The 24,239-nt window shown below is 62.8% G+C and carries 28 protein-coding genes and 1 tRNA gene; 17 read left to right on the top strand and 12 right to left on the bottom strand.

The genetic code is table 11. The features are described 5' to 3' along the window. Positions 1-213 precede the first annotated feature (213 nt). Positions 214-573, top strand: coding sequence for a hypothetical protein (locus ACEW8Q_RS03790; RefSeq protein ID WP_373502720.1), 360 nt, complete (start codon positions 214-216; stop codon positions 571-573). A 14-nt stretch (positions 574-587) separates the two neighbouring features. Here ACEW8Q_RS03790 and ACEW8Q_RS03785 read toward each other — a convergent pair. After that, positions 588-662, bottom strand: a tRNA-Thr gene (locus tag ACEW8Q_RS03785). Between the two features lie 98 nt (positions 663-760). On the opposite strand from ACEW8Q_RS03785, the gene ACEW8Q_RS03780 reads away from it, so the two are divergent. The 16 genes from ACEW8Q_RS03780 (at position 761) to ACEW8Q_RS03705 (ending at position 13,914) form a co-directional block, all read left to right on the top strand. Continuing rightward, complete coding sequence (locus ACEW8Q_RS03780; RefSeq protein ID WP_373502719.1) at positions 761-916, top strand: hypothetical protein; 156 nt, start codon at positions 761-763, stop codon at positions 914-916. Positions 917-1,008: 92 nt separating this feature from the next. Next, positions 1,009-2,301: a UDP-N-acetylglucosamine 1-carboxyvinyltransferase gene (murA, locus tag ACEW8Q_RS03775; RefSeq protein ID WP_373502718.1), complete on the top strand. Its 1,293-nt coding sequence runs from the start codon at positions 1,009-1,011 to the stop codon at positions 2,299-2,301. Between the two features lie 4 nt (positions 2,302-2,305). After that, positions 2,306-2,737, top strand: coding sequence for a DUF2948 family protein (locus ACEW8Q_RS03770; RefSeq protein WP_373502717.1), 432 nt, complete (start codon positions 2,306-2,308; stop codon positions 2,735-2,737). 33 nt (positions 2,738-2,770) lie between these two features. After that, on the top strand, positions 2,771-3,250 hold the full coding sequence (locus tag ACEW8Q_RS03765) for a UPF0262 family protein (RefSeq protein WP_373502716.1): 480 nt from the start codon (positions 2,771-2,773) through the stop codon (positions 3,248-3,250). A gap of 9 nt (positions 3,251-3,259) precedes the next feature. After that, positions 3,260-3,706 carry a low molecular weight phosphatase family protein gene (locus ACEW8Q_RS03760; protein ID WP_373502715.1) on the top strand — a complete coding sequence of 149 codons (447 nt, stop codon included), beginning with the start codon at positions 3,260-3,262 and terminating at the stop codon, positions 3,704-3,706. A gap of 10 nt (positions 3,707-3,716) precedes the next feature. Then, a complete protein-coding gene (locus ACEW8Q_RS03755) occupies positions 3,717-4,325 on the top strand; it encodes a DUF2238 domain-containing protein (protein WP_373502714.1) in 609 nt (202 codons plus the stop codon). A gap of 32 nt (positions 4,326-4,357) precedes the next feature. Next, a complete protein-coding gene (locus ACEW8Q_RS03750; RefSeq protein WP_373502713.1) occupies positions 4,358-4,816 on the top strand; it encodes a hypothetical protein in 459 nt (152 codons plus the stop codon). Between the two features lie 76 nt (positions 4,817-4,892). Further along, positions 4,893-6,116 carry a CaiB/BaiF CoA transferase family protein gene (locus ACEW8Q_RS03745; RefSeq protein ID WP_373502712.1) on the top strand — a complete coding sequence of 408 codons (1,224 nt, stop codon included), beginning with the start codon at positions 4,893-4,895 and terminating at the stop codon, positions 6,114-6,116. 26 nt (positions 6,117-6,142) lie between these two features. Continuing rightward, entirely contained in the window at positions 6,143-7,150 is a 1,008-nt protein-coding gene (locus ACEW8Q_RS03740) for a dimethylarginine dimethylaminohydrolase family protein (protein WP_373502711.1), read from the top strand. Positions 7,151-7,308: 158 nt separating this feature from the next. Then, a complete protein-coding gene (locus ACEW8Q_RS03735; protein WP_373502710.1) occupies positions 7,309-8,313 on the top strand; it encodes a hypothetical protein in 1,005 nt (334 codons plus the stop codon). Positions 8,314-8,466: 153 nt separating this feature from the next. Then, positions 8,467-8,742: a GlsB/YeaQ/YmgE family stress response membrane protein gene (locus ACEW8Q_RS03730; RefSeq protein WP_373502709.1), complete on the top strand. Its 276-nt coding sequence runs from the start codon at positions 8,467-8,469 to the stop codon at positions 8,740-8,742. Between the two features lie 125 nt (positions 8,743-8,867). Continuing rightward, the gene (locus ACEW8Q_RS03725) at positions 8,868-9,167 is read left to right on the top strand and encodes a virulence factor (protein ID WP_373502708.1); all 300 of its coding nucleotides are present in this window, start codon (positions 8,868-8,870) and stop codon (positions 9,165-9,167) included. Next, positions 9,164-10,123 (top strand): methyltetrahydrofolate cobalamin methyltransferase, encoded by a 960-nt coding sequence (locus ACEW8Q_RS03720; protein ID WP_373502707.1) that lies wholly within the window; start codon positions 9,164-9,166, stop codon positions 10,121-10,123. The genes ACEW8Q_RS03725 and ACEW8Q_RS03720 overlap by 4 nt, the downstream gene beginning before the upstream one ends. 68 nt (positions 10,124-10,191) lie before the next feature. After that, entirely contained in the window at positions 10,192-12,234 is a 2,043-nt protein-coding gene (locus ACEW8Q_RS03715) for an ASKHA domain-containing protein (protein ID WP_373502706.1), read from the top strand. Positions 12,235-12,445: 211 nt separating this feature from the next. Continuing rightward, a complete protein-coding gene (locus ACEW8Q_RS03710) occupies positions 12,446-12,700 on the top strand; it encodes a hypothetical protein (protein ID WP_373502705.1) in 255 nt (84 codons plus the stop codon). A 68-nt stretch (positions 12,701-12,768) separates the two neighbouring features. Further along, complete coding sequence (locus tag ACEW8Q_RS03705; RefSeq protein ID WP_373502704.1) at positions 12,769-13,914, top strand: M24 family metallopeptidase; 1,146 nt, start codon at positions 12,769-12,771, stop codon at positions 13,912-13,914. Here ACEW8Q_RS03705 and ACEW8Q_RS03700 read toward each other — a convergent pair whose 3' ends face one another. The 11 genes from ACEW8Q_RS03700 to rpsA form a co-directional block, all read right to left on the bottom strand. Then, on the bottom strand, positions 13,915-15,243 hold the full coding sequence (locus ACEW8Q_RS03700) for a folylpolyglutamate synthase/dihydrofolate synthase family protein (protein ID WP_373502703.1): 1,329 nt from the start codon (positions 15,241-15,243) through the stop codon (positions 13,915-13,917). 2 nt (positions 15,244-15,245) lie between these two features. Then, a complete protein-coding gene (gene accD, locus ACEW8Q_RS03695) occupies positions 15,246-16,145 on the bottom strand; it encodes an acetyl-CoA carboxylase, carboxyltransferase subunit beta (RefSeq protein WP_373502702.1) in 900 nt (299 codons plus the stop codon). A gap of 7 nt (positions 16,146-16,152) precedes the next feature. Then, on the bottom strand, positions 16,153-16,971 hold the full coding sequence (trpA, locus tag ACEW8Q_RS03690; RefSeq protein WP_373502701.1) for a tryptophan synthase subunit alpha: 819 nt from the start codon (positions 16,969-16,971) through the stop codon (positions 16,153-16,155). Beyond that, positions 16,968-18,188 carry a tryptophan synthase subunit beta gene (gene trpB / locus ACEW8Q_RS03685; protein WP_373502700.1) on the bottom strand — a complete coding sequence of 407 codons (1,221 nt, stop codon included), beginning with the start codon at positions 18,186-18,188 and terminating at the stop codon, positions 16,968-16,970. Before trpB ends, trpA begins: the two co-directional genes overlap by 4 nt. Positions 18,189-18,212: 24 nt before the next feature. Next, a complete protein-coding gene (locus ACEW8Q_RS03680; protein ID WP_373502699.1) occupies positions 18,213-18,860 on the bottom strand; it encodes a phosphoribosylanthranilate isomerase in 648 nt (215 codons plus the stop codon). Then, complete coding sequence (pyrF, locus tag ACEW8Q_RS03675) at positions 18,850-19,551, bottom strand: orotidine-5'-phosphate decarboxylase (protein ID WP_373502698.1); 702 nt, start codon at positions 19,549-19,551, stop codon at positions 18,850-18,852. The genes ACEW8Q_RS03680 and pyrF overlap by 11 nt, the downstream gene beginning before the upstream one ends. Before the next feature lie 43 nt (positions 19,552-19,594). Continuing rightward, positions 19,595-20,518 (bottom strand): ornithine cyclodeaminase family protein, encoded by a 924-nt coding sequence (locus ACEW8Q_RS03670; protein ID WP_373502697.1) that lies wholly within the window; start codon positions 20,516-20,518, stop codon positions 19,595-19,597. Beyond that, complete coding sequence (locus ACEW8Q_RS03665; RefSeq protein WP_373502696.1) at positions 20,515-20,859, bottom strand: DUF1049 domain-containing protein; 345 nt, start codon at positions 20,857-20,859, stop codon at positions 20,515-20,517. Before ACEW8Q_RS03665 ends, ACEW8Q_RS03670 begins: the two co-directional genes overlap by 4 nt. A gap of 35 nt (positions 20,860-20,894) precedes the next feature. Further along, a complete protein-coding gene (locus ACEW8Q_RS03660; RefSeq protein WP_373502695.1) occupies positions 20,895-21,179 on the bottom strand; it encodes an integration host factor subunit beta in 285 nt (94 codons plus the stop codon). Positions 21,180-21,193: 14 nt separating this feature from the next. Next, positions 21,194-22,132, bottom strand: a complete 939-nt coding sequence (gene sppA / locus ACEW8Q_RS03655) for a signal peptide peptidase SppA (protein WP_373502694.1) — start codon at positions 22,130-22,132, stop codon at positions 21,194-21,196. Between the two features lie 147 nt (positions 22,133-22,279). Further along, on the bottom strand, positions 22,280-23,989 hold the full coding sequence (rpsA, locus tag ACEW8Q_RS03650) for a 30S ribosomal protein S1 (RefSeq protein ID WP_373502693.1): 1,710 nt from the start codon (positions 23,987-23,989) through the stop codon (positions 22,280-22,282). Positions 23,990-24,239 lie beyond the last annotated feature (250 nt).

Below are 24,239 nucleotides of genomic sequence, written 5' to 3'. Positions count from 1 at the left end.
CGGATCGAGAGCGAGCATGGTCAACAGGGGCTTGCCAACTCACGTAAAATTTTAGCTTCTCCTGAGTGGAGCTTCCAACGAGGCAACAGCCTGCAGCCTCATTTGCCAGGTCATGCTATCTCCCTGGCGATCATTCCCATCGTGGGAACCAATCCTCCGCCCATCCGTTATGCGTCTCGTTCTCGCTCCAACCCGATTCCCTGAAAGAGTCTCATGCCGCATCGAAACGTGACCGCCTTCTTCCACGAAAGAGGCGTTGCCCTGCAGGCCATAGACCGGCTGGTGCAAGACGGAATTCCGCGTGAAGCCATCCGCATCTTTCCCGAAGCCGATGCGTCCGGGTCACCCAACTCGCCGCGTGGCGTGGCAAACGATGCAAAGGAATTCTGGGACTATGTCGGTGAGCATCTCATGCCCGATCTCGACAACCCGGCCTATCGCAAAGCCCTGAAACGCGGGCACATCATGGTGGTGGCCTGCGTCGAGGACCCCATAGCGTTCGATGCGGAAGACATCCTGGATGAATATGGAACGGTCAGGCTGGATGAGCTTGACGACGGACGGGACGCCTGATCGGAGCCGGAAAATGGTGCTGCCAGGGGGAATCGAACCCACGACCTCTCCCTTACCAAGGGAGTGCTCTACCACTGAGCTACGGCAGCGACACTCGCGTCAAACGCGGGCGGACACATGCCACAGGAGAGAGCCCCGCGCAACCCCATCGCTTGACGGGCGGCGGTGACAGGCCGAAAATCATCCCATGAATGGACAGAACGACAAGGCAGAACAGCGCAAGCAGCGCCTGGCCAAGGCCCTGAAGGCCAATATCGCCAAGCGCAAGACCCAGGCAAAGACCCGGACGGCTGCGGAAGAATCGCCCGAAACGCCCCCAAAGGAAGAGGGTTGCCGCAATTGAGCCATTTGTGCTTGTTAGCGGCGCAATTCGGGCGGGAGGCCCAACGGAAGGGGTGATTCCTTCCGGCGGCCTCCGCAAAGGGGATTTGACACATGGATCGTATCCGCATCCGCGGCGGCAACCGCCTCACCGGCACCATTCCGATTTCCGGCGCCAAGAACGCCGCGCTGCCGCTGATGATCGTTTCCCTGCTGACCCCCGGAACGCTCACTCTTTCCAATGTGCCGCGACTTGCCGATGTGCGGCAGTTGCAGCGCATCCTGCAGAACCATGGCGTCGACATCATGGTGGCGGGCAAGCGCCCGGGCCAGAACGGCATGCAGGGCGATGTGAAGCAGCTCTCGGCCAAGGTCATCGCCGACACGACCGCGCCCTATGAACTCGTCTCCAAGATGCGCGCCAGCTTCTGGGTACTGGGACCGCTTCTCGCCCGCTGCGGTGAGGCGAAGGTGTCGCTGCCGGGCGGTTGCGCCATCGGCACGCGGCCCGTCGACATGCATCTCCTCGCCATGGAGAAGCTCGGTGCCGAGATCGCCATCGAGAACGGATACGTGATCGCCAATGCCAAAAAAGGCCTGAAGGGCGCTCACATCGCCTTCGACAAGGTGTCGGTGGGGGCCACACATGCCGCGCTCATGGCCTCGGTGCTGGCCGATGGCGACACCATCATCGAGAACGCGGCATCCGAGCCCGAGATTGGCGATGTTGCCGAGTGCCTCGTCAAGATGGGCGCCAGGATCGAAGGCATCCACACCTCCACCCTGAAGGTCAGGGGCGTCACCAGCCTGACGGGCGCCGAGCACAGCGTCATTCCCGACCGGATCGAGACGGGCACCTATGCCATGTGCGTGGCCATGGCGGGAGGCGACGTGCTGCTGAAGGATGCCAATTCAGGGCATCTGAGCGCTGTCATCGACATCATGCGCGGGGCGGGGATCGGCGTCGAATCGACCAATGAAGGCATCCGCATCCACCGCAACGGCCATGCTCTGGAACCCGTGAAGATCGATACCGAGCCCTATCCGGGCTTCCCCACCGACTGCCAGGCGCAGCTGATGGCGCTGATGACCAAGGCCGATGGCACCAGCATGATCCGCGAGACCATTTTCGAGAACCGCTTCATGCATGTGCAGGAGCTGGCCCGGCTCGGCGCCGACATCCACCTCCATGGCGACACGGCGGAAGTGCGCGGCGTCAAGAAGCTCACCGGCGCGCCTGTGATGGCGACCGACCTTCGCGCCTCGGTGTCGCTTGTCATCGCGGGCCTCGTGGCCGAGGGCGAGACCACCATCAACCGCGTCTATCACCTCGACCGTGGCTTCGAAACGCTGGAAGAGAAGCTGTCGGCCTGCGGTGCCGACGTCACCCGCATTTCGGGCTCGTAAGGCCGTGCTGAAGCTCTCGGCACTCGACACCGAAGACCTGGCGGTCATCTCGACGCACATGCAGGATGCCGTGCTGGTGGTGGGCGACATGGGTTACAGCCCGAAGCGCAAGCAGTTCGCGCTGTTGGCGAACCGGTTTGCCTGGGACGAGGCCGAAATCCGCCAGAGGCGGCGCACAGGACTCCACTTCGACCGGGTACTGGCGGTGAAGACCCTGAACATCCCGATGACCGAGAAGGATGCGGTGCTGTCGCTGCTCGCGGTCAGCTTCGCGGAGATCGATGCGCCGGCGGGCGAAGTGCTGCTCACCTTCTCGGGCGGCGCCACGGTGCGGCTGATCGTCGAGTGCCTCGAATGCCAGATGGCGGACCTGGGGCCGGCCTGGAGTACTGAAAACGTACCCCAGCACGAGATCGACGACGCGGACTCCCTCTAGCTTAAGGGCTTGGCCCGCGGCTATGGTCGCGCCATGACGGACACACTACAGAATCGGCTCTGCGCGGTCGAACTCGATTCCTCGATCGGGCCCGGTCCCTCGCCCGAGGCCGAGCACGAGCGGCGCGTGGCGATCTATGATCTCGTGGAAGAAAATTCGTTCACGCTGCTCACCAATCCTGGCGGCCCCTACCGGCTGCGGCTCTCGACCTCTGACGGACGGCTGATCTTCGACGTGATGAACGCCGCCGAAGAACGCCTCACGCTGATTGGTCTTTCCATGTCGCCGTTCCGGCGCATCGTGAAGGACTACTTCATGATCTGCGAGAGCTACTACAAGGCGATCCGCACGGCGACGCCAAGCCAGATCGAAACCATCGACATGGCGCGGCGTGGTTTGCACAACGAAGGCAGCGAATTGCTGCGTGAACGGCTCAACGGCAAGGTGGAGGTCGATTTCGACACGGCACGGCGTCTGTTCACCCTCGTCTGCGTGTTGCACTGGCGGGGCTGACGGGACCAGATGGCGGGAGACCTTCCCAGCTCCGTCCTGTTTGCCTGCACGCAGAACGTCATCCGTTCGGTGATGGCGGCTGCCATCATGAAGCAATTCTACGGACACAAGGTCTATGTCGCTTCCTGCGGATTGAAACCAGGAACACCGGACCCTTTCGTGACTGCTGTGATGGACGAGATCGGCATCGACCTCGGCAAGCACCGGCCGCAAGGCTTCGAGGATCTCGAGGATTCGAGCTTCGACCTCGTGATCTCGCTGTCGCCCGAGGCACATCACCGGGCACTCGAGATGACGCGCACCATGGCGATCGATGCGGAATACTGGCCCACCATGGACCCTTCCATCACCGCGGGAAGCCGCGAGCAGATCCTCGACAGCTACCGCGATGTGCGCGACAACCTGGTGCGGAAGATACGCCAGCGGTTTGGTAGCGTGGCGGCGCGCGGCGTATGAGGATGGAACCATGAAGCTGAGCCGCGGCGAATGGGTGGTGCTGGCGTTCAACGCACTCTATATCGCGGCGTTCTCGGCCTACTTCGTGCTCATCGGCAACCGCGAGTTCCTGGGCTACATCGTCACCATGCTGGCTCTCATCGGGCTTGTGGCCATTGTTCATCGCAATGTGCGATTTCCGATGAGCATCCTGTGGGCCCTGAGCCTGTGGGGCGTTGCACATATGGCGGGTGGCGGCGTTCCGGTGAACGGCAGCGTGCTCTACAATCTCATGCTCCTGCCGCTGACGGGCGGAGGCGAACTTCGCATCCTCAAGTATGATCAGGTCGTTCACTTCTATGGCTTCGCCGTCGCGGCGTGGCTGCTCTGGCATCTGCTTCGCACGCTCTATCCGATGCTTCGGGGAACGCGGACAATCTATGTGTTCGCAGCACTGGCCAGCATGGGGCTGGGCGCTGCCAACGAGATCGTCGAGTTTACCGCCGTCCTCCTGATCCCCAACACCAATGTGGGCGGCTACTACAACACGGCACTCGACCTGGTATTCAACGCGGCGGGCGCCATCACCGCAATGATCGTCTGCGCGCTTGTCGAACGGAGCCGTTTGCCGCGAGGCTGAACTGTCGTATCAAGGTGCCCATGCATATTGATATGATGACCGCTGAAGCCCGCATCGCGGACGTTCTCAACGAACTGCCCATCCCGGATGCCGCCGAGATCGCCTGGGCCACCGTATGGCTGGAGGCCTGCGGCTATACGGGTGTCAGGTTTCTGGGCGAGGCGCTGGCCGACGAGCGGAAATCGCTTCAACTCGAACGCGATGCGCTGGGCCTCGATCTTCAGACCGTGTCCTGCGCCTTCCTGGCGCCCGCCATCATGCGCGACGTTGCTGCCAACGGCAGAGTTTTCCTGCGGAATGTGCGGCATGGCCTCTACATGCTGCCCTTTGCAGTGCGCACCAACCTCGGGATCGGCTGCCCGGTCGACCCCGCCTTCGCGGTGGGGGGCGAGCGCCACAAGAACCCCTATGCGGAAAAGCTGGCGCTGGCTGAGGCCAACGGCCTCGACATCGAGGATGCCATCTGGGCCGGCATTCCCGGCCTCACCTGACAGGCATGCTTTTGGGCCACTTGGCGAAACCGGCAACCTGCCGCTAGAAGCGGCATTGATCTCAGGGGAGTTTTTCATGGCCGGTCCGCTCACAGGGCTTCGCGTGCTCGATCTCACTCGCGTGCTGGCGGGACCGTGGGCCACGCAGATCCTTGCGGATTTCGGCGCCGAGGTGATCAAGATCGAGAAGCCTGGCGAAGGCGACGACACGCGCGGCTGGGGGCCGCCTTTCATCACCAATGCCGACGGCAGCAAGGGCGATGCCGCCTATTTCCTTTCCGCCAACCGCGGCAAGTGGTCGGTGACGATCGACATGGCGACAGCGGAAGGCCAGAAACTGATCCAGCAGCTGGCGGCGCAATCCGACATCGTGATGGAAAACTTCAAGGTGGGCGGCCTCAAGAAATATGGGCTCGACTACGAGAGCCTGAAGGCCGTCAACCCGCGCCTCATCTATTGCTCGCTCACCGGCTTCGGGCAGAACGGCCCCTATGCGCAACGTGCCGGATATGACTTCATGATCCAGGGCATGGGCGGCATCATGTCGGTGACGGGCCAGCCCGATGGAACGCCCGGTGCCGAGCCCATGAAGATCGGCGTCGCCTTCGCCGACATCTTCACCGGGCTCTATTGCACCATCGGCATTCAGGCCGCGCTCTATCACCGCGAGCGGACGGGTGTGGGTCAGTACATCGACGTGGCGCTGCTTGATTCCCAGGTTGGCGTGCTCGCCAACCAGGCGCTCAACTATCTCGTCGGCGGCAAGGCGCCGACGCGCATGGGCAACGCGCATCCCAACATCGTGCCCTACCAGACCTTCGCCACGAGCGACGGCTTCATCATCATGGCGGTGGCGACCGACCGACAGTTCAAGGAATATTGCGCCATCCTCGGGGTGCCCAAATTGGCGGAAGACGAGCGCTTCCGGCTGAACCGGGGCCGCGTGGTGAACCGCGCCGACCTGATCCCGCTGCTGGTGGAGCCGATGAAAACGCGCAGCACGGTGGAATGGGTGGCGGCCTTCGAGCAAGCCGCCATCCCCTGTGGCCCGATCAATTCCATCGACCAGGTCTTCGCCAACGAACAGGTTCTGGCGCGAGGGCTTCAGATCGGCCTCACGCGGGATGACGGCGTGCAGGTTCCGGGCGTTGCCAACCCGATCGTGTTCTCGGAAACACCGGTCGAGTACGACAAGGCTCCGCCGCGACTGGGCGACGGAACGGAGAAGGTGCTATCCGAAGCCCTGGGCCTGTCCGCAGAACAGATCGAAGTACTGAAGCGTGCCGGCGTCATCGGCTAGAACCCCACAAACGAGAGCGAAACAACATGACCGACAGTGCCCCTCCCGGATGGATCTACAACGAGACGGTCCGCATGTTCGCCACGCCGGGCGATCCGCCCTTCGAGGACGAGAGCGAACTCGTCCGCCATTGGGGCCGCTCCTGGGGTGTCGACAACGACGTAGGCGCGATCCGCTCGATCCTCATGCACCGGCCGGGCGAGGAAATGAAAATCGTCGACCCCACGAAGCGGATCGAAAGCATCGGCTCGTTCGGTGATCTTGAAAAGGGCTGGTACTTCCAGAGCGACAGCGTTCCGCCGCTCACTGAGATGCAGGCTCAGTACGATGGCTTCGTCACCGCACTTCAGGCCCGGGGTGTCGAGGTTCATTTCGTCGACGGCGTCGATGGCGGGCGGCTCAAGTCGTGCTACACGCGCGATCCGCTGATCATGGTCAAGGGTGGCGCCATCGTCTGCCGCATGGGCACGCGCATCCGGCGCGGCGAGGAACTGGCGATCACACGGGCGCTGGCCAGGCTTGGCATCCCCATCCTCCGGACACTGTCGGGCTCGGCCCTCATGGAAGGCGGCAGCTTCGCCTGGATCAATCCGAAGACCGCGGTGATCGGCTGTGGCATCCGCGTCAACCGCGAGGGCGCCGAGCAGGTGGCGGAGGTGTTGAAGCGGCAGGGCGTGGACCTGCTCGCCATCGACCTTGTTGGCTACGACATCCACATCGACGGCTCGTTCCTGATGATCGACCGTGACCTGGCGCTGGTCGATCCTTTCGGCCTGCCCTTCTCCTTCCTCGAAAAGCTGAAGGAGTTGAAAGTGCGCACCATCGAGATCACACCCGCCGACAACAAGTGGATCATCAATTCACTGGCGGTGGCACCAGGCGAGCTGATCATGCCGGAGGGCGCAACCAACCGGACGCTCGACCGGCTTGCCGCCCATGGCATCCGCTGGACGGTGTTGCCCTATGCCGCCATGCAATTGAACGGCGGCGGCATCCATTGCTCGACAACCCCACTGATCCGCGATCCCGCCTGAGCGGGCCGTCTTCACCACGGCGCCTCGCAAGCCATTGCACCGGGTTGAGAATTTTGACATCATCGCGATGAAGGGGCACGCCCGCCGGGTTCGGAGGGCTCAACAGACTTATCCAATGTCCACACGGCACCACGCCGGCAAGAGGAATTGACAGCCCAATGTACAAGTCGCTCATCGCAGCAACCGCACTCGTCCTGCTTTCAAATGGCTTCGCTCTCGCGGCGGAAACCGTGAGTTTCACCATGAAGGCATCGATGCCTTCGCTCCGCGATGCGGAAGCAAAGGACAGCTTCACGGTGGGCCTCGCCGATGCCAAGGTCGACACGACACTGAAGATCACCTGCCAGGCCGCGCAGGGCGGGCTGATTTCCGGTACCAACGAATCCTGCGCCGTGACCGGCAACGGCGCGCTGATCAACCCCGCGAACGGACAGAAGCTGCAGCGCACGCAATATGCCGGCGGCTGGGTGGTGAAATCCGACGGCTTCACCGATGGCGCACAGCTCTCCGTGAACTACCTGGCGCTCGGCAAGGTGGCGGCTTCGAACGGGCGCTTCGCCGGCACCTTGATGCTGAAGCCCGAAAACCCCAGCACCACCGCCAGCCTGCTGCGCGATTCGATCCTGAAGAAGATCAAGACCACCGAATCCGGCCTCATCGACGAGCGCGTCGATACCGTCCAGTTCAACAATTTCACGGTGCCCTCGGCTGGGCTGCCGTCCGACAAGGGCTGCGTGTGGAACGGCGACATGGTCTATTCCTACCAGACCGAGTCGTGGTTCATGGAGCTGACTGCGAAGTGCGCCGGCAAGGAATATCCGTTGAAGGGCAACATGCCCTTCACCGAGACGCCCAATGTCGGCAACCAGCACCAGTATGACCTGACGCTCACGCTGCCATCCGCCGACGCTGGCACCGACGACGCCCTGTTCGCGGCCCCCACCGGAGATGCGGATCTCTTTGCGGCGGCTGACGGGATCAGCGGCCAGATCATCATGAAGGAAAGCGCCTACGTCGACGTGGAAGTGGATGGCCAGATGGACAAGCTGGCGACCGAGATCGACGCCACGGGAACGCTCAATGGCCAGAACATTCCCCTAGATGCCGTACGCTCCTTCAGCACGATCATCGGGATTCTCGCGCGCACCTTCTTCGGGGCCTGACGATCTTTGGAGCCTGACGATGCGGGCACGGTCCCGGCGCCCGCCGCCGTTGATCGCAAACATCCCGCAATGCTATGGAAAGGCACCAGAATCAAAGCTTTCGAGCAACTTGCCGGCGGTCAGGCGACCGCCGGTTGCTCTAGGGGGAACACCATGGACATCATCTGGACAATCGTCATCGGCTTCATCGTCGGCATCATCGCGAAATTCCTGATGCCGGGAAAGAACGAGCCCACGGGTTTCATACTGACGACGATCCTCGGGATCGTGGGCGCCTTCGTGGCGTCCTTCCTCGGACAGGCGATCGGCGTCTATGACGCGGGCGAGAGGGCCGGCTTCATCGGCGCGGTCGTCGGCGCGATCATCGTGCTCTGGGTCTGGGGCTTCTTTGCCCGCAGGCGGGCAGCCGGAAACCCTCCGGCGGCGTGACGCTCGCTGGAGGCACAGGCCCGATTGCCCATCGACGCGGCGCCGGACAGGCTTCGTCTCGCAGGGGATAAGTGTCGTTTTCTGACGGCTGGCCGTTCATGGGCAATCGCATATAGAGGCCCATCATGGCCAACCTCATCATCACCTACTGGCGCGACATTCCCTCGGCGGTCTCCGTCAAGATCGGCCGCAAGGAAGAAAAGCGCATGCTCGACAACCGCTTCATGGAAGCGATCGACATGGCCGCCATGCGCGGCGGCGCCACCAACACCGACGATTACCTGGCAGACTGGCGGCGCTCGGCGCCGGTCGCCGTGAGTGACGACATGGTCATGGAGGTCGAGAAGGCCAAGGCCGATCTCGAAGCCGAATTCACACAAGCCAAACTCAAGACCCTCATCGCCAATGGAGGCAAAGCCCAATGACCCACACCCTCGTCGCCTCCGCCACGCGTGAGCACATCATCGGCTTCGACCGTCCCTTCACCGTGATCGGCGAGCGCATCAACCCCACGGGCCGCAAGAAGCTGGCCGCCGAGATGCAGGCCGGCAATTTCGAGACCGTCATCAAGGACGCCCTGGCGCAGATTGCAGCCGGTGCCCACATCCTCGACGTGAATGCCGGCGTCACCGCGGTCAACCCGAACGAGACCGAACCGCCGCTGATGCGGCAAACGCTGGAAATCGTCCAGTCGGTCACCGACTACCCGCTGTGCATCGACAGTTCCGTCACCTCGGCGCTGAAGGCCGGTCTCGAGACCGCCAAAGGCCGCCCGCTGGTCAATTCAGTGACCGGGGAGGAAGAAAAGCTCGAGGCCATCCTGCCGCTGGTCGCCAAGTACAATGTTCCGGTCGTCGCCATCTCGAACGACGAAACCGGCATTTCGGAAGACCCCGACGTGCGCTTCGCGGTTGCCAAGAAGATCGTCGAGCGCGCCGCCGACTTCGGCATCAAACCGCATGACATCGTGGTCGACCCGCTGGTGATGCCGATCGGCGCCATGGGCACTGCGGGCCAGCAGGTGTTCCGCCTCGTTCGCCGCCTGCGCGAAGAGCTGAAGGTCAACACCACCTGCGGTGCGTCGAACGTTTCGTTCGGCATGCCGAACCGCCGCGCGCTCACTGGCTACTTCCTGGCGATGGCGGCGAGCCACGGCATGACCTCCGCCATCATGAACCCGCTGCACGACGAAGACATGCATGCGATCTTCGGCGCCAATGTGCTGAACGGCACCGACCGGAACTGCAAGTTCTGGACGAACAAGTTCCGCGAGATGACGGCGGCACCGTCGGCCGCTGCGCAGGCTGCTGGCGAAATTTCCTCCAACGAGGACATCGAAGCCCGCCGCAAGGCCCGCGAGGAACGCCGCCGCCGTTCGTAATTGCCTTCTCTGCTTGCGGGCCTCACTCCCTCTCCCGCAAGGGGAGAGGGAAGAGCAAGGACCATTCGATGACCGAACAGAACCCCCTCGTCGTCTTCACGCCGTCCGGCAAGCGCGGGCGCTTTCCGGTTGGAACCCCCGTGCTGCAGGCAGCCCGCGCGCTGGGTGTCGACATCGATTCCGTCTGCGGCGGGCGCGCCATCTGCGGGCGATGCCAGATCAATGTGGGTGAGGGCGACTTCGCCAAGCATGGCATCAGTTCGCGCGCCGATCATGTGTCGGAATTCTCCAAGGTCGAGGAGCGCTACGACAAGCTTCGTGGGCTTGCCTCGGGCCGCCGCCTGTCGTGCCAGACCAAGGTCATGGGCGATCTCGTCATCGACGTGCCGCCTGAATCGCAGGTTCACAAGCAGGTCGTCCGCAAGGAGGCCGACACGCGCGCCATCGAGCTCGATCCGGTTACCCGCCTGTGCTTCATCGAGGTCGAAGAGCCCGACATGCACAAGCCCTCGTCCGACCTGGAGCGCGTGTACAAGGCGTTGAAGGACCAATGGCAGATCGACGATGTCTCCTGTGACATATCGATCATCGGTAGCCTGCAGAAGATACTGCGCAAGGGCGAGTGGAAGATCACCGCTGCCGTCTATTCACGGGCACCCGGCGGCGGCAACCGGCTGGTGGCGATCTGGCCGGGATTCCATGACAGGGCCTTCGGCATCGCCATCGACGTCGGTTCCACCACGATTGCAGCCCATCTGACCAATCTCTCGACCGGCGAGGTCGCGGCTTCCGCCGGCCTCATGAACCCGCAGATCCGCTTCGGCGAGGATCTGATGAGCCGCGTTTCCTATGTGATGATGAATCCGGGCGGCGAGAAGGAAATGACCACCGCCATACGGCAGGCGCTGAATACGCTTGCAGCCGACGTGGCGCGGCAGGCCGGCATCGGATTGGACGATATCCTCGAAGTCGTGCTCGTCGGCAATCCGGTCATGCATCACCTGTTTCTCGGCATCGACCCGACGGAGCTTGGCGGGGCCCCCTTCGCATTGGCCACAGGGCTTGCAATCACCTGCCCCGCAAGGGAACTCGACATTCAACTCAATCCCGGCGCCTGGGCCTATGTGCTGCCCTGCATCGCGGGCCATGTCGGCGCCGACACGGCAGGCGTGGTGCTATCCGAAGCGCCGCATGAATCGGAAGAGATCATGCTGGCGGTCGACGTGGGCACCAATGCTGAAATCGTGCTTGGTTCGAAACAACGCCTGCTGGCCTGTTCCTCCCCGACCGGTCCTGCCTTCGAAGGCGCGCAGATTTCATCCGGCCAGCGCGCAGCACCCGGCGCCATCGAGCGCATCCGCATCAACCCCGAGACACTCGAGCCGCGCTACAAGGTGATCGGCGTCGATCAGTGGTCTGACGAGCCGGGCTTCGAGGAATCGATTGCACAGACCGGCGTCACCGGCATCTGCGGCTCCGGCATCATCGAGGCCATTGCCGAAATGTATCTCTCTGGCGTCATCAACCAGGACGGGTTGGTTGACGGGTCGCTGGCCGAGCGCTCGCCCCGCATCGAAGCCTACAAGCGTACTTTCAACTATGTGATTCGCGCGGCACGTGCGGAAAGCAACGAGCCGTCGATCCGAATCACGCAGAACGACGTACGTGCCATTCAACTTGGCAAGGCCGCGCTCTATGCCGGAATTCGACTGCTGATGGACAAGCTTGGCATCGAGCAGGTTGGCAAGATCAGGCTGGCGGGCGCGTTCGGCAGCCACATCGACGTCAAGTATGCGATGATCCTCGGGCTCATTCCCGACTGCGACTTGTCGAAGGTGCAGAGCGCTGGCAATGCGGCGGGCACGGGCGCCCGCATCGCGCTGCTCAATGCGAAGGCGCGCGATGAAATCGAGGCTGTGGTGCGGCGGATCGAGAAGATCGAAACGGCCGTGGAACCGCTGTTCCAGCAGCATTTCGTGGAGGCCATGGCGATTCCGCACAAGACGGCGGCCTTCCCGCAATTGTCGCGCGAAGTAACACTGCCGCCCATCAAGGAGATCGTCACATCGGGAGATGATGGCGGTGAAAGACGCCGCCGCCGGCGCGGATAGCCCTTATTGAAATAATTCCGCTAAGACAATTTTATGCCGATCTTATATATTTCTTACTGGCCTCGTGCAAGCTCGGCCAGCTAAGGTCGCAATATTGTGCATTGCTTCCACGGACATAGACGGCTAAGTAAGTCGTCGATGGTCAGCCAAGTGCTGAATTTGCGTTATCGAATTTGCGCATGCCGTCGTGAAACATATTGCAGGACAGAACATGTCACTCTCGAAGCGCCAGATTGCTTATCTCAACAAGATCATTTCGACGGCACAGAAGGTGCTGGATACTGCTCAACTTGAAGATAGCAAGTCAGGCTCCCGCGGCGGAGCGCCCAAGCGCCGCCGCCGCTCGGCAGCAGAAGCCGAGAAGATGCGCGCCGACATCCTCGCCAAGCGCAACAAGGGCGTTTCCGCCGCCAAGCTCGCCGAGAAATACGGCGTAAGCACTGCCTATATCTACATGATCAAGTAGTCCGGCTCCCGGACTGACGGTTCTGAAACAAGTGAAATCTCCTCACTGTGGGGAGATGGCGATGAGCCGTGACCCTCGACAGGCTGTTCAAACCCACATATCTTTCATTCATGTCCATACTTGCTCCGCTTCATGATGTGCTGGCCCGTTCGGGCCTCGATGCCGTGGCCATCGTGCCGGGTGCCAACTTCCGCCGGGTTTTCAACACGGACTTCCACCAGATGGAACGTCCGCTCGTGGTGATCGTGCCGCGCGAAGGCGAACCCGTAGCCGTGGTGCCCAACCTGGAAATGGGCTCGTTCACGCCCATCGGATTTCCCGGCAAGACCTTCGACTGGCGCGACGAGGCGGGTTACATGAATGCTTTCATGTCCGCTGGCGCTGCGCTGCCGCACCTCCGCCAAGGCGCCAGGATCGGCGTCGAAGGCCAGCGCATGCGGGTGTTCGATCTGCTTGCGCTGCAGAAGGCCCTGCCCGGAGCCGAGTTCGCCGACATCCACGCGGAGATCTCTGCCATCCGCCTGCACAAGACGGCCGCCGAAATCGAACTCCAGCGCAAGGCGATCCGGTTGTCCGAATCGGCTCTCGAAGACACGCTTTCGGAAATCAAGGTCGGCATGACCGAGACGGAGATCGAAGGCATCCTGCTGCGCAATCTCTTCTCGCATGGCGCGGACGGGCTTGCCTTCGCGCCCATCGTGGCGGCGGGCGACAATGCGGCGAAGCCCCATGCGCATGCGCGGCCCGACTATCGTATCAAGCCGGGGGATGCGCTGCTGTTCGATTTCGGCGGCAGCTATCAGGGTTACAGCGCCGACATCACCCGCACGTTCTTCGTGAAGGAGGTTTCGGACTACGACCGCGCCTTCTACGAGACGGTACTGGCCGCAAATACCAAGGGGCGAGACGTGTCACGTGCAGGCATCACGGCATCCGATGTCGATGACGCGGTGCAGAAGGTGCTGGAGCAATCGCAGTTCACGGAATTCCGCCGCCACAAGACCGGGCACGGACTGGGGCTGGACGTTCACGAGGCACCACAGATCATGCGCGGCAACATGCAGGTGCTGGAGCCCGGCATGGTGTTCACCATCGAGCCAGGCCTCTATCGCAGCGGCGAGGCCGGCGTGCGGATCGAGGATGATGTGGTGGTGACGGAGGACGGCATCGAGTGTCTCACGTCCTTCCCGCGAGAGCTTCGGCTGGTCGGCTGATCAGCGGCGCCCCGCGCCCGAGACTTTCGTCATTTCTTCATTGCCATGCGCGGCCAGCACGCGGCCGGCGAGGTAGAGCGAACCGCAGATCAGGATGCGCGGGGCAGGCACGGTGAGGGCTGCCTGCCTGAGGGCTGCATCAATACCGGTCGCCGTCTCGGCGGGGAGGCCATGCGCACGCGCGGCCTCTGCCAGTACTTCAGCCTTCACGGCATTTTCCTCGTCGGGAATGGTGATCGTCACCACGCGGTTCGCGACACCCTCGAAGCAGCCGATGAAACTGCCGGCATCCTTGGTGTTGAGCATGCCCCAGACCAGAACGAGCGGACGCGAATGACGGTCGTTCAGTTCCGAGAAGGCCTGCGCCAGCACGCGGCCGGCGGATGGATTATGCCCGCCGTCGAGCCACAATTCTGACTCAGGCGAAACGAGGGACGACAGTGCGCCCTGCCCCAGCCGCTGCATGCGGGCGGGCCAGGCCGTCGCCTTGATGCCTTCTGCGATGTGCCGATCGCTGATCCGTTGATCGCCCAGCTTTCGGATGGCGGCGATGGCGTTGCCGGCGTTGTCGATCTGGTGGCGGCCCTTGAGCTGCGGCATCGGCAGGTCGAGCAACCCGTTCTCGTCCTGGAAGACCAGGCGGCCATGCTGCTCGTAAGCCTGCCAGTCCTGCCCCGCGATGGCGAGGAGCGCCCGCACGCGCCCGGCCACGCGCTCGATCTCGGCGCGCGCTTCATCAGGCTGCACACCGACGATGGCCGGACAGCCGCGCTTCAGTATGCCCGCCTTTTCATGCGCGATGAGGCTCAGCGTATCGCCAAGGTATTGCTGGTGGTCATAGTCGATGGTGGTGATGACCGAGAGCGCGGGCTTGTCGATGACGTTCGTCGCATCGAGCCTGCCGCCGAGGCCCACTTCGAGAATGAGATAGTCGGCGGGCGTGCGGCTATAGGCGAGGAAGGCGGCCGCCGTGGTGATCTCGAAAAAGGTGATCGGCTCGTCCCCATTCACTTGCTCGCACTCTTCGAGAAGCGCTGTGAGATCGGCCTCGGAGATCAGTTCGCCCGCCACGCGGATGCGCTCGTGGAACTTCACCAGATGCGGCGAGGTATAGGCATGCATCTTGAGGCCCGCCGCCTCCATGATGTGCCGGAGATAGGCCACCGTCGAGCCCTTGCCGTTGGTGCCTGCCACGTGGATGACAGGCGGCAGCTTCGCTTCCGGGTGACCAAGCTTGGCCAGGATCGACTGCATGCGGCCGAGGCTGAGATCGATGATCTTCGGATGCAGCGACAGAAGCCGCGTCAGGATGGCGTCGCTGAGGGCCAAGATCAGTCTTCGACGGTCACAAGTGCGGTGGACGGCACTTCGCGCGAGGGCGCCTTCATCAGGATGCGGACGGTGCGGCTCAGCGTATCGCGCATCTCGTGGCGGTGGACGACCATGTCCACCATGCCGTGCTCCTGCAGGTATTCGGCGCGCTGGAATCCTGCGGGCAGTTTCTCGCGGATGGTCTGCTCGATGACGCGCTGGCCCGCGAATCCGATGAGGGCGCCGGGTTCCGAAATGTGAACATCGCCCAGCATGGCATAGGACGCCGTGACGCCGCCGGTGGTGGGGTGCGTGAGCACGACGACATAGGGAAGCTTCGCGGCGCGCAATTCCTGCACGGCCACCGTGGTGCGCGGCATCTGCATGAGGGAGAGAACACCTTCCTGCATGCGTGCGCCGCCGGACGAGATGAAGAAGATGAAGGGCGTATTCTTCGCCACCGCTGCGCGCATGGCGGTGACGATGGCCTCGCCCGCGGCCATGCCGAGAGATCCGCCCATGAAGGCAAAGTCCTGCACGGCGATTGTCACCGGGAAGCTGTCCAGTTCGCCGAAGCCCGCCTGGATGCAATCATCCACGCCATTCTTGGCGCGGGCTTCCTTGATGCGGTCGGCATATCTGCGCTCGTCACGGAATTTCAGCGGGTCGGCTGGCACCGCCGGCATGGCGATCTTCTCATAGGCGCCATCGTCGAACATCGACTTCAAACGCACGTCGGGCGGCATGCGCATGTGATAGCCCGATTGCGGCATCACGTGCTGGTTCGCCTCGAGGTCCTTGTAGAAGACCATCTGGCCGGAGTCGGGATCCTTCACCCACATGTTCTCCGGCACCTCGCGCTTGTCGGTGCCGAGGATGGAACGGATTTTCGGGCGGACGAAGTTCTTGATCCAGTTCACCGTGGTTCTAGCTCCTCACGCCTTGCGCAATGTCGGCGACCAGCGCATGTACGGCCCTGGCCGTCTTTGAGGTCGGCTTTCCGGCTTTTGTGAGGCTCTTCTCGACCGCACTCACAAGCGCTGAGCCCACCACCACGCCATCGGCATCCTTGGCGATGGCACGCGCCTGTTCCGCCGTCTTGACGCCGAAGCCGACGCAGATCGGAAGCGAGGTGTGCTTGCGCAAGCGGTTGACGTTGGCCTTCACGCTTTTCAGGTCCGGCGCCTTGGTGCCGGTGATGCCGAGGACTGAAACATAATAGACGAAGCCACTGGTATTGCGGAACACGGTGGGCGCACGGTGATCGTCCGTCGTCGGCGTTGCGAGGCGGATGAAATTCTGGCCCGCCTTTAGGGCGGGAATGCAGAACTCCACGTCTTCCTCGGGCGGAAGGTCGACGATGATGTAGCCATCGGCTCCGGCCTTCATCGAGTCCGCGAGGAACTTGTCGACGCCATATACATAAATTGGATTATAGTAGCCCATCAGCACGATGGGCGTGTCGCCATCGGTCTTGCGGAATTCCTTCACCAGCTTCAGCGTCTTCTTCATATTCTGGCCATTGGCCAGCGCACGGAGGCCCGCCGCCTGAATCGCTGGGCCATCGGCCATCGGGTCGGTGAAGGGCATGCCGATCTCGATCACGTCGGCGCCGGCCTTGGGCAGGCCCGTGACGATCTTGAGCGAGGTCTCGTAATCGGGGTCACCCGCCGTCACGAAGGTGACGAGCGCGGCGCGGCCTTCTTCCTTCAGGGCTGCAAAGCGGCGGTCGATGCGGGTCGTCACAGCTTCACTCCCAGAATATCGGCCACCGCGAAGATGTCCTTGTCGCCCCGGCCACACATGTTCATCACCATCAGATGATCCTTCGGCCTTTCGGGCGCGATCTTCATGACGTGTGCGAGCGCGTGGCTGGGCTCCAGTGCTGGGATGATGCCTTCGAGTTTGCAGCAGAGCTGGAAAGCTTCGAGCGCTTCCTTGTCGGTGGCCGACACATACTGCACGCGCTTCATGTCGTGCAGCCAGGCGTGCTCGGGCCCGATGCCCGGATAGTCGAGGCCCGCCGAGATCGAGTGGCCCTCGATGATCTGGCCGTCATCATCCATCAGCAGATACGTCCGGTTGCCGTGCAGGATGCCGGGCTTGCCGCCGGAGATCGAGGCCGCATGCTTGGTCTTCGACCGGAGGCCGAGGCCCGCAGCTTCCACGCCGATGATCTCCACGTCCTTGTCATCGAGGAAGGGATGGAACAGGCCCATGGCGTTGGACCCGCCGCCGATCGCCGCGACGAGCGAGTCCGGCAGGCGGCCCTCGCGCTTCAGCATCTGCTCCTTCGTCTCGCGGCCGATGACGGACTGGAAGTCGCGCACCATCTCAGGATAGGGCGCGGGGCCAGCGACCGTGCCGATGCAGTAGAAGGTATCTTCCACATTGGCGACCCAGTCGCGCAGCGCCTCGTTTAGTGCGTCCTTCAGGGTGCGCGAGCCCGACTTCGCGGGAACGACTTCAGCGCCCAGAAGCTTCATGCGGAAGACGTTGGGCTTCTGTCGCTCGATATCGACCTCGCCCATGTAGACGATGCATTCGAGGCCGAAGCGCGCGCAGGCCGTGGCGGTGGCGACGCCATGCTGGCCGGCACCCGTCTCCGCGATGATGCGCTTCTTGCCCATGCGGCGGGCCAGGAGAATCTGGCCCATCACGTTGTTGATCTTGTGTGCGCCCGTGTGGTTCAGCTCATCGCGCTTGAAATAGATCTTGGCGCCGCCCAGGTGCTCGGTCAGCCGCTCAGCGAAATAGAGCGGGCTGGGGCGGCCGACGTAGTGCTCCAGGAACGAATCCAGTTCTGCCTGGAAACTCGTGTCGGCCTTGGCATCTTTATAGGCCTGTTCGAGTTCGAGGATCAGCGGCATCAGCGTCTCGGCGACGAAGCGGCCGCCATAGATGCCGAACAGGCCGTTTTCATCCGGGCCGGTGCGGAAGGAATTGGGAGCAGTGACGTTCATGGAACTCTCGCTTTCGAGGCTGTTCTAGCTGGCGGACTTGGCCGCCTCAATGAATTTCCGGATGAGATGCACGTCCTTGACGCCGGGAGCGGACTCGACGCCAGAGGACACGTCCACTACGGGCGCGCCCGTGATGCGGATGGCTTCGGCCACATTGTCCGCGTCAAGACCGCCCGCCAGCATGAAGGCGGGCCGATTGGCACCGTCCAGCAGGCCCCAGTCGAAGGCATGGCCATTGCCGCCGGGGAGGCTGCTCCCCAGCGTTTCCGGCGCCTTGGCATCATAGAGGATGAGGTTTGCCACAGACGAGAAAGCGGACGCCGCGGCGATGTCGGACGCATCCTTCACCCGGATGGCTTTGATGACCGGCTTGCCGGTCAGTCTCGCAATCTCGGCAATGCGTTCCGGCGTCTCCGAGCCATGGGCCTGGATCACATCGGGAGCGACTTCCGCTGCAATGGAGTTCAGCAGCGCATCATCCGCATCGACCACGAGGGCGACGATCCTCGCCTTGCCACGGGCGCGGGCGGCAAGGGCTGCGGCCTGAGCGAGCGTCACGTTGCGCGGGCTCTTCGGAAAGAACACAAGCCCGATCAGATCGGCGCCTGCCGATATGGCGGCATCGACCGTCTCGGGCGTCGAGAGGCCGCAGATTTTTACTTCAACCGGCATGGAGGCCCGCCAGTATCTGCTCGGCCGCGCGGACCGGGTCGGCCGCACCGGTAATGGCACGGCCAATGACGAGGATGTCGGCACCGTCAGCCATGGCAGTCTCAGGCGTTGCCACGCGCTTCTGGTCCTGCGTGGATGCATCAGCGGGGCGGATGCCGGGAACGACGGTGAGGAAATCGCGGCCCAGGTCATGGCGGATGCCGACGAGATCGTGCGGGCTGCAGACCACGCCATCGAGGCCGGCGCGCTGCGTCAGATCCGCCAGTGCGCGGGCATGGGCCTGCGTGTCCTTCGCCGTCTCGAAGCCTGCGGCCCAGATGTCGTCGTCAGAGAGACTGGTCAGGATCGTCACGGCGATAAGCCTTGAGCGGCCCGCGACTGCGTCGGCAGAAGCCTTCATCATGTCGAGGCCGCCAGTCGCATGGACGTTGACGATTGCCGGCATGGGGTCGAGCCGCATCAAGGATTTCATGGCGGATGCGACGGTATTTGGAATGTCGTGGAGCTTGAGATCGAGAAAGATCGGAAGGCCCTGCTCCGCCACCTTCACATATCCCGGAATGCCGTGGGCATAGAAGAACTCCATGCCCACCTTCATGTAGCCCGCATGGGCCTTCAGGCTGCGCGCCAGGGAAACGGCACGGTCGAGGTCGGGCGTGTCGAGGGCGACGCAAATCGGGTTGGACGGCATGGGATTCCCTTCTCGCCCTGTCCCCGATGGAGCAGGGCTTTCTTCAGGGGGCCTTTTGATACAGCATGATCGCGGTGGCAAGGTCCTCGATGGCGGTGCCCGCGGACTTGAACAGCGTGATTTCCTCCGGCGAGACCCGGCCCGGCACCTTGCCGCGGCAGAGTTCAAAAAGATCACCCTTGATATTGGCGAAGTCGAACTTGCCCTCGTCGCGGGCCTGCAGCAGGTCGCCTGCCTCGTGGAGGGCGCCTTCGCGGGTGTCAACATAGACCGAGGCGCGCGCCACCACATCCGAATCCGTTTCGCGCATCGTCGGCTTGAAGGCGCCGGCGAGGTCGACATGGGTGCCGGGCTTCAGCCACGCGCCCTTGACGATGGGTGTGGTCGAGGTGGTGACGCAGGTGACGAGGTCGGACTGGCGCACCGCTGTTTCGAGATCGAGCACGGAATGCGTCTCGAACCCGTCATGGGCGAGTTCAGCGGCGAGCGTTTCGGACTTCGCCAGCGTGCGGTTGAAGATGAAAACCCGCTTGATGGGCCGGACCGAGGCATGGGCGCGGACGAAATGGCTGCCCAGAGCCCCGGCGCCCACAAGCGTCATCGTGCTCGCGTCCTTGCGGGCCAGGTAATCGGCGGCCAGTGCCGATGCGGCGGCGGTGCGGCGGCGGGTGATTTCGGTTCCATCCATGACGGCGACGGTGGCACCCGTCTTCTGGTCCATCAGCAGGTAGCTCGCCTGCACCGTGGGATGGCCTTGGGCCGCATTGTCGGGCTTGAAGAACACGGTCTTCAGCCCAGCGAAGTCCTTCGACCATGCGGGCATGAGAAGCAGGGTCGAGACATCGGTCACCGGATGCTGGTGGCGGACGGGCGTTGCGATATCGGCGCGGAAACCCTCGCGCAGGGCCTCGACGATGTCGCGATAGGGTCCGAGTCTTGCCACGTCGGCTGCGGAGAGAAACTTCACAATGCGGCATCCTGACGGGTGGCGATGGCGGTGGATTGCAGGTCGCGCTTCTCGCGCTCATGCTGCTGCTGGGTGCGTATCAGTTCGATCTTGGCATCGCGCGTGGCCCGCCGATAGCGGGCATTGCCACGCCATGCCACGAACCAGCCGGCGAAGATGCCGATGAAGACGCCACAGAAGAACAGCGTCCAGAGCGGCATGTTGACAGTGGCGAAGGGATGGACCCGGTTGATGGGGTCAAACGAAACGGTCACCCACTGGCGGTTGGCAACGGCGAAACCGATGCCAACGACCGCGATGGGCAGGCCGACGATCCAGTTGAAAATGCCTTTGAAAGTCATTCCGACCTTTTACGCCTCGCGCCAGCGCGGCGCAATCACGCCTTGTCGTTCAGGCGCTCGCGCAATTCCTTGCCGGTCTTGAAGAAGGGCACGCGCTTGGCGACAACCTCGACCGATTCGCCGGTGCGCGGGTTGCGGCCCATGCGGGCATTCCGCGCCTTGGCGGAAAACGCGCCGAAGCCCCTGAGTTCCACCCGGTCGCCATCCTTCAGGGCGTTGATGACCTCATCGAGCACCGTGTTGACGATGCGCTCGATGTCGCGGTGATAGAGATGCGGATTCTTCTCGGCGATCTTCTGGACGAGCTCTGATTTTATCATGACACTTCCCTAGCTTAGAAGGCAGGGTGCCAAAGCACGAGCAGCCCGTCAAGCTTTGCCCGTTCGACCCCGGCGCTGAGCGATTCGAGGCCCAGCGCCCGGAGTACCAGATCGGCCGCCGAGAAGCCGAAACCGGCAGTATCGCGGGTGTCGCGCGGCTTCCAGTCGACGATTTCAAGATCAGCAGCCAGCTTCTTCTCGGTTTCGAGCCAGGACACGGCCACTTCCTCGCCGCCCAGCTCGTCGATCAGCTTGACCGTGATGGCCTGGCGGCCGGTATACACGCGGCCATCGGAGAGTTCTCGCACGCGCTCGATGGGAAGGTTGCGGCGTTCGGCCACGAGGCCGGTGAACCAGTCGAACCCGTCCTTCACCATCGCCATCGAGACCTCGCGGACCTTGTCGGAAACAGGCCTGTAGGGTGAGGGTTCTGCCTTCAGATCACCCGACTTCAGTTCTTCCATCTTGACGCCGATGGTATCGAGAAGCTTCGAGACTTCGGGAAAGCTGAAGATCACGCCGATCGAACCTGTGATCGTATTGCCGCGCGCCACGATGCGGTCGGTGGCAAGCGCCGTGATATAGCCTCCCGATGCCGCGACCGTGTCCATGACGGCCACCACGGGCTTGTCCTTCGCGATCTTGCGGACCGCCTCGTAGATCGCTTCCGATCCGGCCGTGGTTCCGCCGGGGCTGTCGATCCGGATGATGACGCCCTTCACCTTCCTGGACTCTTCCACCTTCTTCAGCAGATCGAGGGTGGCCTGATCGCCGGTGATCAGGCCATCGATGCGGATGCGGGCGATATGGTCCTCGAAGCTCCTGACGTTGCCGGGCGTCCACAGCAGGGCCACGACCGCGCCCACGGCCAGGAGAACGGCCAGAATGCGCCACAGGGTGACGCTGCGCTTGAGGCGGCGGCGGTCGACGATGAGTTCGGCTTCGGAGATCATGGAGCAGGTTCCTGAATTCAAGTCGTCATGGCCGGGCTTGACCCGGCCATCCTCTATCCGGCTTCTCGAAAAAAGATGGCCGGGTCAAGCCCGGCCATGACGATTGTGTGGTGGAGAGAGGGCCGGTCCTCGGGACCGGCCGGCTCATCAGTCGTTCTTCTCGTCCTTGCGCTTCAGGGCAGCGCCCAGAATGTCGCCCAGCGAGGCGCCCGAGTCGGAGGAACCGTATTGTGCGACGGCTTCCTTCTCTTCGGCGATTTCCAGCGCCTTGATCGAGACGTTCATCTTGCGGGCCTTCTGGTCGAACACCGTGATCTTGGCGTCGAACTTCTCGCCCACGGCGAAGCGCTCGGGACGCTGTTCGGCGCGGTCACGCGCCAAGTCGGCGCGCTTGACGTAAGCCGTCATGTCGGTGCCGGCAACCTGCACCTCGAGACCGTTGTCCTCGACCTTGAGGACTTCGCAGGTGACGGTGTCGCCCTTCTTCATGCCGGCGGCCGAGGCGAGCGGATCTGAGCCGAGCTGCTTGATGCCGAGCGAGATACGTTCCTTTTCGCGGTCGACGTCGAGCACGCGCGCCTTGACGCTGTCGCCCTTCTTGAAGTCCTTGATCGCCTCTTCGCCCGACCGCTTCCAGTCGATGTCGGAAAGGTGGACCATGCCGTCGACATCGCCGTCGAGACCGATGAACAGTCCGAACTCGGTGATGTTCTTGATCTCACCTTCGACATCGGTGCCCGGCGGGAACTTGTCGGCAAAGGCTTCCCACGGATTCTTCTGGGTCTGCTTGAGGCCCAGCGAAATGCGGCGCTTGGCCGAGTCGATATCGAGCACCTGCACTTCGACCGGTTCGGTGGTCGAGAGGATCTTGCCGGGGTGCACGTTCTTCTTCGTCCAGCTCATTTCCGAGACGTGGATCAGGCCTTCGATGCCGTCTTCCAGTTCCACGAACGCGCCGTAATCGGTGATGTTGGTGACCTTGCCCTTCACCTTGGCGCCGATCGGATAGCGCTCGGTGACGACTTCCCACGGATCCTTGTCCAGCTGCTTCATGCCGAGCGAGATACGCTGCGTCTCGGGGTTGATGCGGATGATCTGGACCTTCACGGTCTGGCCGACATGGAGAACGTCGGAGGGATGGTTGACGCGCTTCCACGCGATGTCGGTGACGTGGAGCAGGCCGTCGATGCCGCCCAGGTCAACGAACGCGCCGTAATCGGTGATGTTCTTGACCATGCCTTCCACAACCTGGCCTTCGGCGAGGTTCTGGACGAGTTCGGAGCGCTGCTCGGCGCGGGTCTCTTCCATGATGGCGCGGCGCGAGACAACGATGTTGCCACGGCGGCGATCCATCTTGAGGATCTGGAAGGGCTGCGAAACGTTCATCAGCGGGCCCACGTCGCGGATCGGGCGGACGTCGACCTGGCTTCCCGGAAGGAATGCCACTGCGCCGCCGAGATCGACAGTGAAGCCGCCCTTGACGCGGCCGAAGATCACGCCATCGACGCGCTCGTTCTTGTTCGACATCTGCTCGAGGCGGGTCCAGGCTTCTTCGCGCTTGGCCTTGTCGCGCGACAGAACGGCTTCGCCCATCGCGTTCTCGATACGCTCAAGATAAACCTCGACGGTGTCGCCGACCTTGAGTTCGGATGCCTTGCCCGGCTGGGCGAATTCCTTGACGGCGATCTTGCCTTCGGTCTTCAGACCGACATCGATGATCGCAAAGTCGTTCTCGATGTTGACGACGCGGCCCTTGACCACGCTGCCTTCGGTGGCGGGATTGTCGGAATAGCTCTCGGCGAGGAGAGATTCGAAGTCTTCACGGGTCGGAGTGAGCGAGACGGCGGATTTCGCCATGTGGTGTCGTATCCTGTTGAAATCGAGGCTGGCCCGGCGGAAAAACCCGCTAGGACGTCCCGCATGGCCCCTTGGTTGAAATGGAGCTCAGGCAGGCATACCGCGACCTGTCGTTCCAAGCCTTCGGGACCCCGCTCAGGCTGGCGGTGAACTGTCCTGACGTCCTGAAACAATGTGGGGTGCTTGAGCAACCCGGTTCATGTTCGTGAAACCCTTGGGGCCACGTCCTGTAACGAGGGCGCGTATAGGG

The organism is Aestuariivirga sp. (assembly GCF_041738905.1).
GTDB lineage: Bacteria > Pseudomonadota > Alphaproteobacteria > Rhizobiales > Aestuariivirgaceae > Aestuariivirga.
The sequence above is the reverse complement of the archived record's forward strand: the minus strand, read 5'-3'. Positions and strand labels throughout refer to the sequence as shown.

Bases quoted from the DNA above. Each gene is read 5' to 3' on its own strand.
- ACEW8Q_RS03660 (WP_373502695.1), bottom strand. From the start codon at position 21,179: ATGATAAAATCAGAGCTCGTCCAGAAGATCGCCGAGAAGAATCCGCAT.
- pyrF (WP_373502698.1), bottom strand. From the start codon at position 19,551: ATGCCGTCCAACCCGATTTGCGTCGCCCTCGACACGCCCGACCTCGAC.
- ACEW8Q_RS03750 (WP_373502713.1), top strand. From the start codon at position 4,358: ATGATGACCGCTGAAGCCCGCATCGCGGACGTTCTCAACGAACTGCCC.
- sppA (WP_373502694.1), bottom strand. From the start codon at position 22,132: ATGATCTCCGAAGCCGAACTCATCGTCGACCGCCGCCGCCTCAAGCGC.
- ACEW8Q_RS03715 (WP_373502706.1), top strand. From the start codon at position 10,192: ATGACCGAACAGAACCCCCTCGTCGTCTTCACGCCGTCCGGCAAGCGC.
- ACEW8Q_RS03740 (WP_373502711.1), top strand. From the start codon at position 6,143: ATGACCGACAGTGCCCCTCCCGGATGGATCTACAACGAGACGGTCCGC.
- ACEW8Q_RS03710 (WP_373502705.1), top strand. From the start codon at position 12,446: ATGTCACTCTCGAAGCGCCAGATTGCTTATCTCAACAAGATCATTTCG.
- ACEW8Q_RS03755 (WP_373502714.1), top strand. From the start codon at position 3,717: ATGAAGCTGAGCCGCGGCGAATGGGTGGTGCTGGCGTTCAACGCACTC.
- ACEW8Q_RS03680 (WP_373502699.1), bottom strand. From the start codon at position 18,860: ATGCCGGTTGAAGTAAAAATCTGCGGCCTCTCGACGCCCGAGACGGTC.
- murA (WP_373502718.1), top strand. From the start codon at position 1,009: ATGGATCGTATCCGCATCCGCGGCGGCAACCGCCTCACCGGCACCATT.
- ACEW8Q_RS03730 (WP_373502709.1), top strand. From the start codon at position 8,467: ATGGACATCATCTGGACAATCGTCATCGGCTTCATCGTCGGCATCATC.
- ACEW8Q_RS03780 (WP_373502719.1), top strand. From the start codon at position 761: ATGAATGGACAGAACGACAAGGCAGAACAGCGCAAGCAGCGCCTGGCC.
- ACEW8Q_RS03665 (WP_373502696.1), bottom strand. From the start codon at position 20,859: ATGACTTTCAAAGGCATTTTCAACTGGATCGTCGGCCTGCCCATCGCG.
- ACEW8Q_RS03760 (WP_373502715.1), top strand. From the start codon at position 3,260: ATGGCGGGAGACCTTCCCAGCTCCGTCCTGTTTGCCTGCACGCAGAAC.
- rpsA (WP_373502693.1), bottom strand. From the start codon at position 23,989: ATGGCGAAATCCGCCGTCTCGCTCACTCCGACCCGTGAAGACTTCGAA.
- ACEW8Q_RS03745 (WP_373502712.1), top strand. From the start codon at position 4,893: ATGGCCGGTCCGCTCACAGGGCTTCGCGTGCTCGATCTCACTCGCGTG.
- ACEW8Q_RS03790 (WP_373502720.1), top strand. From the start codon at position 214: ATGCCGCATCGAAACGTGACCGCCTTCTTCCACGAAAGAGGCGTTGCC.
- ACEW8Q_RS03765 (WP_373502716.1), top strand. From the start codon at position 2,771: ATGACGGACACACTACAGAATCGGCTCTGCGCGGTCGAACTCGATTCC.
- trpB (WP_373502700.1), bottom strand. From the start codon at position 18,188: ATGAACGTCACTGCTCCCAATTCCTTCCGCACCGGCCCGGATGAAAAC.
- ACEW8Q_RS03725 (WP_373502708.1), top strand. From the start codon at position 8,868: ATGGCCAACCTCATCATCACCTACTGGCGCGACATTCCCTCGGCGGTC.
- ACEW8Q_RS03720 (WP_373502707.1), top strand. From the start codon at position 9,164: ATGACCCACACCCTCGTCGCCTCCGCCACGCGTGAGCACATCATCGGC.
- ACEW8Q_RS03735 (WP_373502710.1), top strand. From the start codon at position 7,309: ATGTACAAGTCGCTCATCGCAGCAACCGCACTCGTCCTGCTTTCAAAT.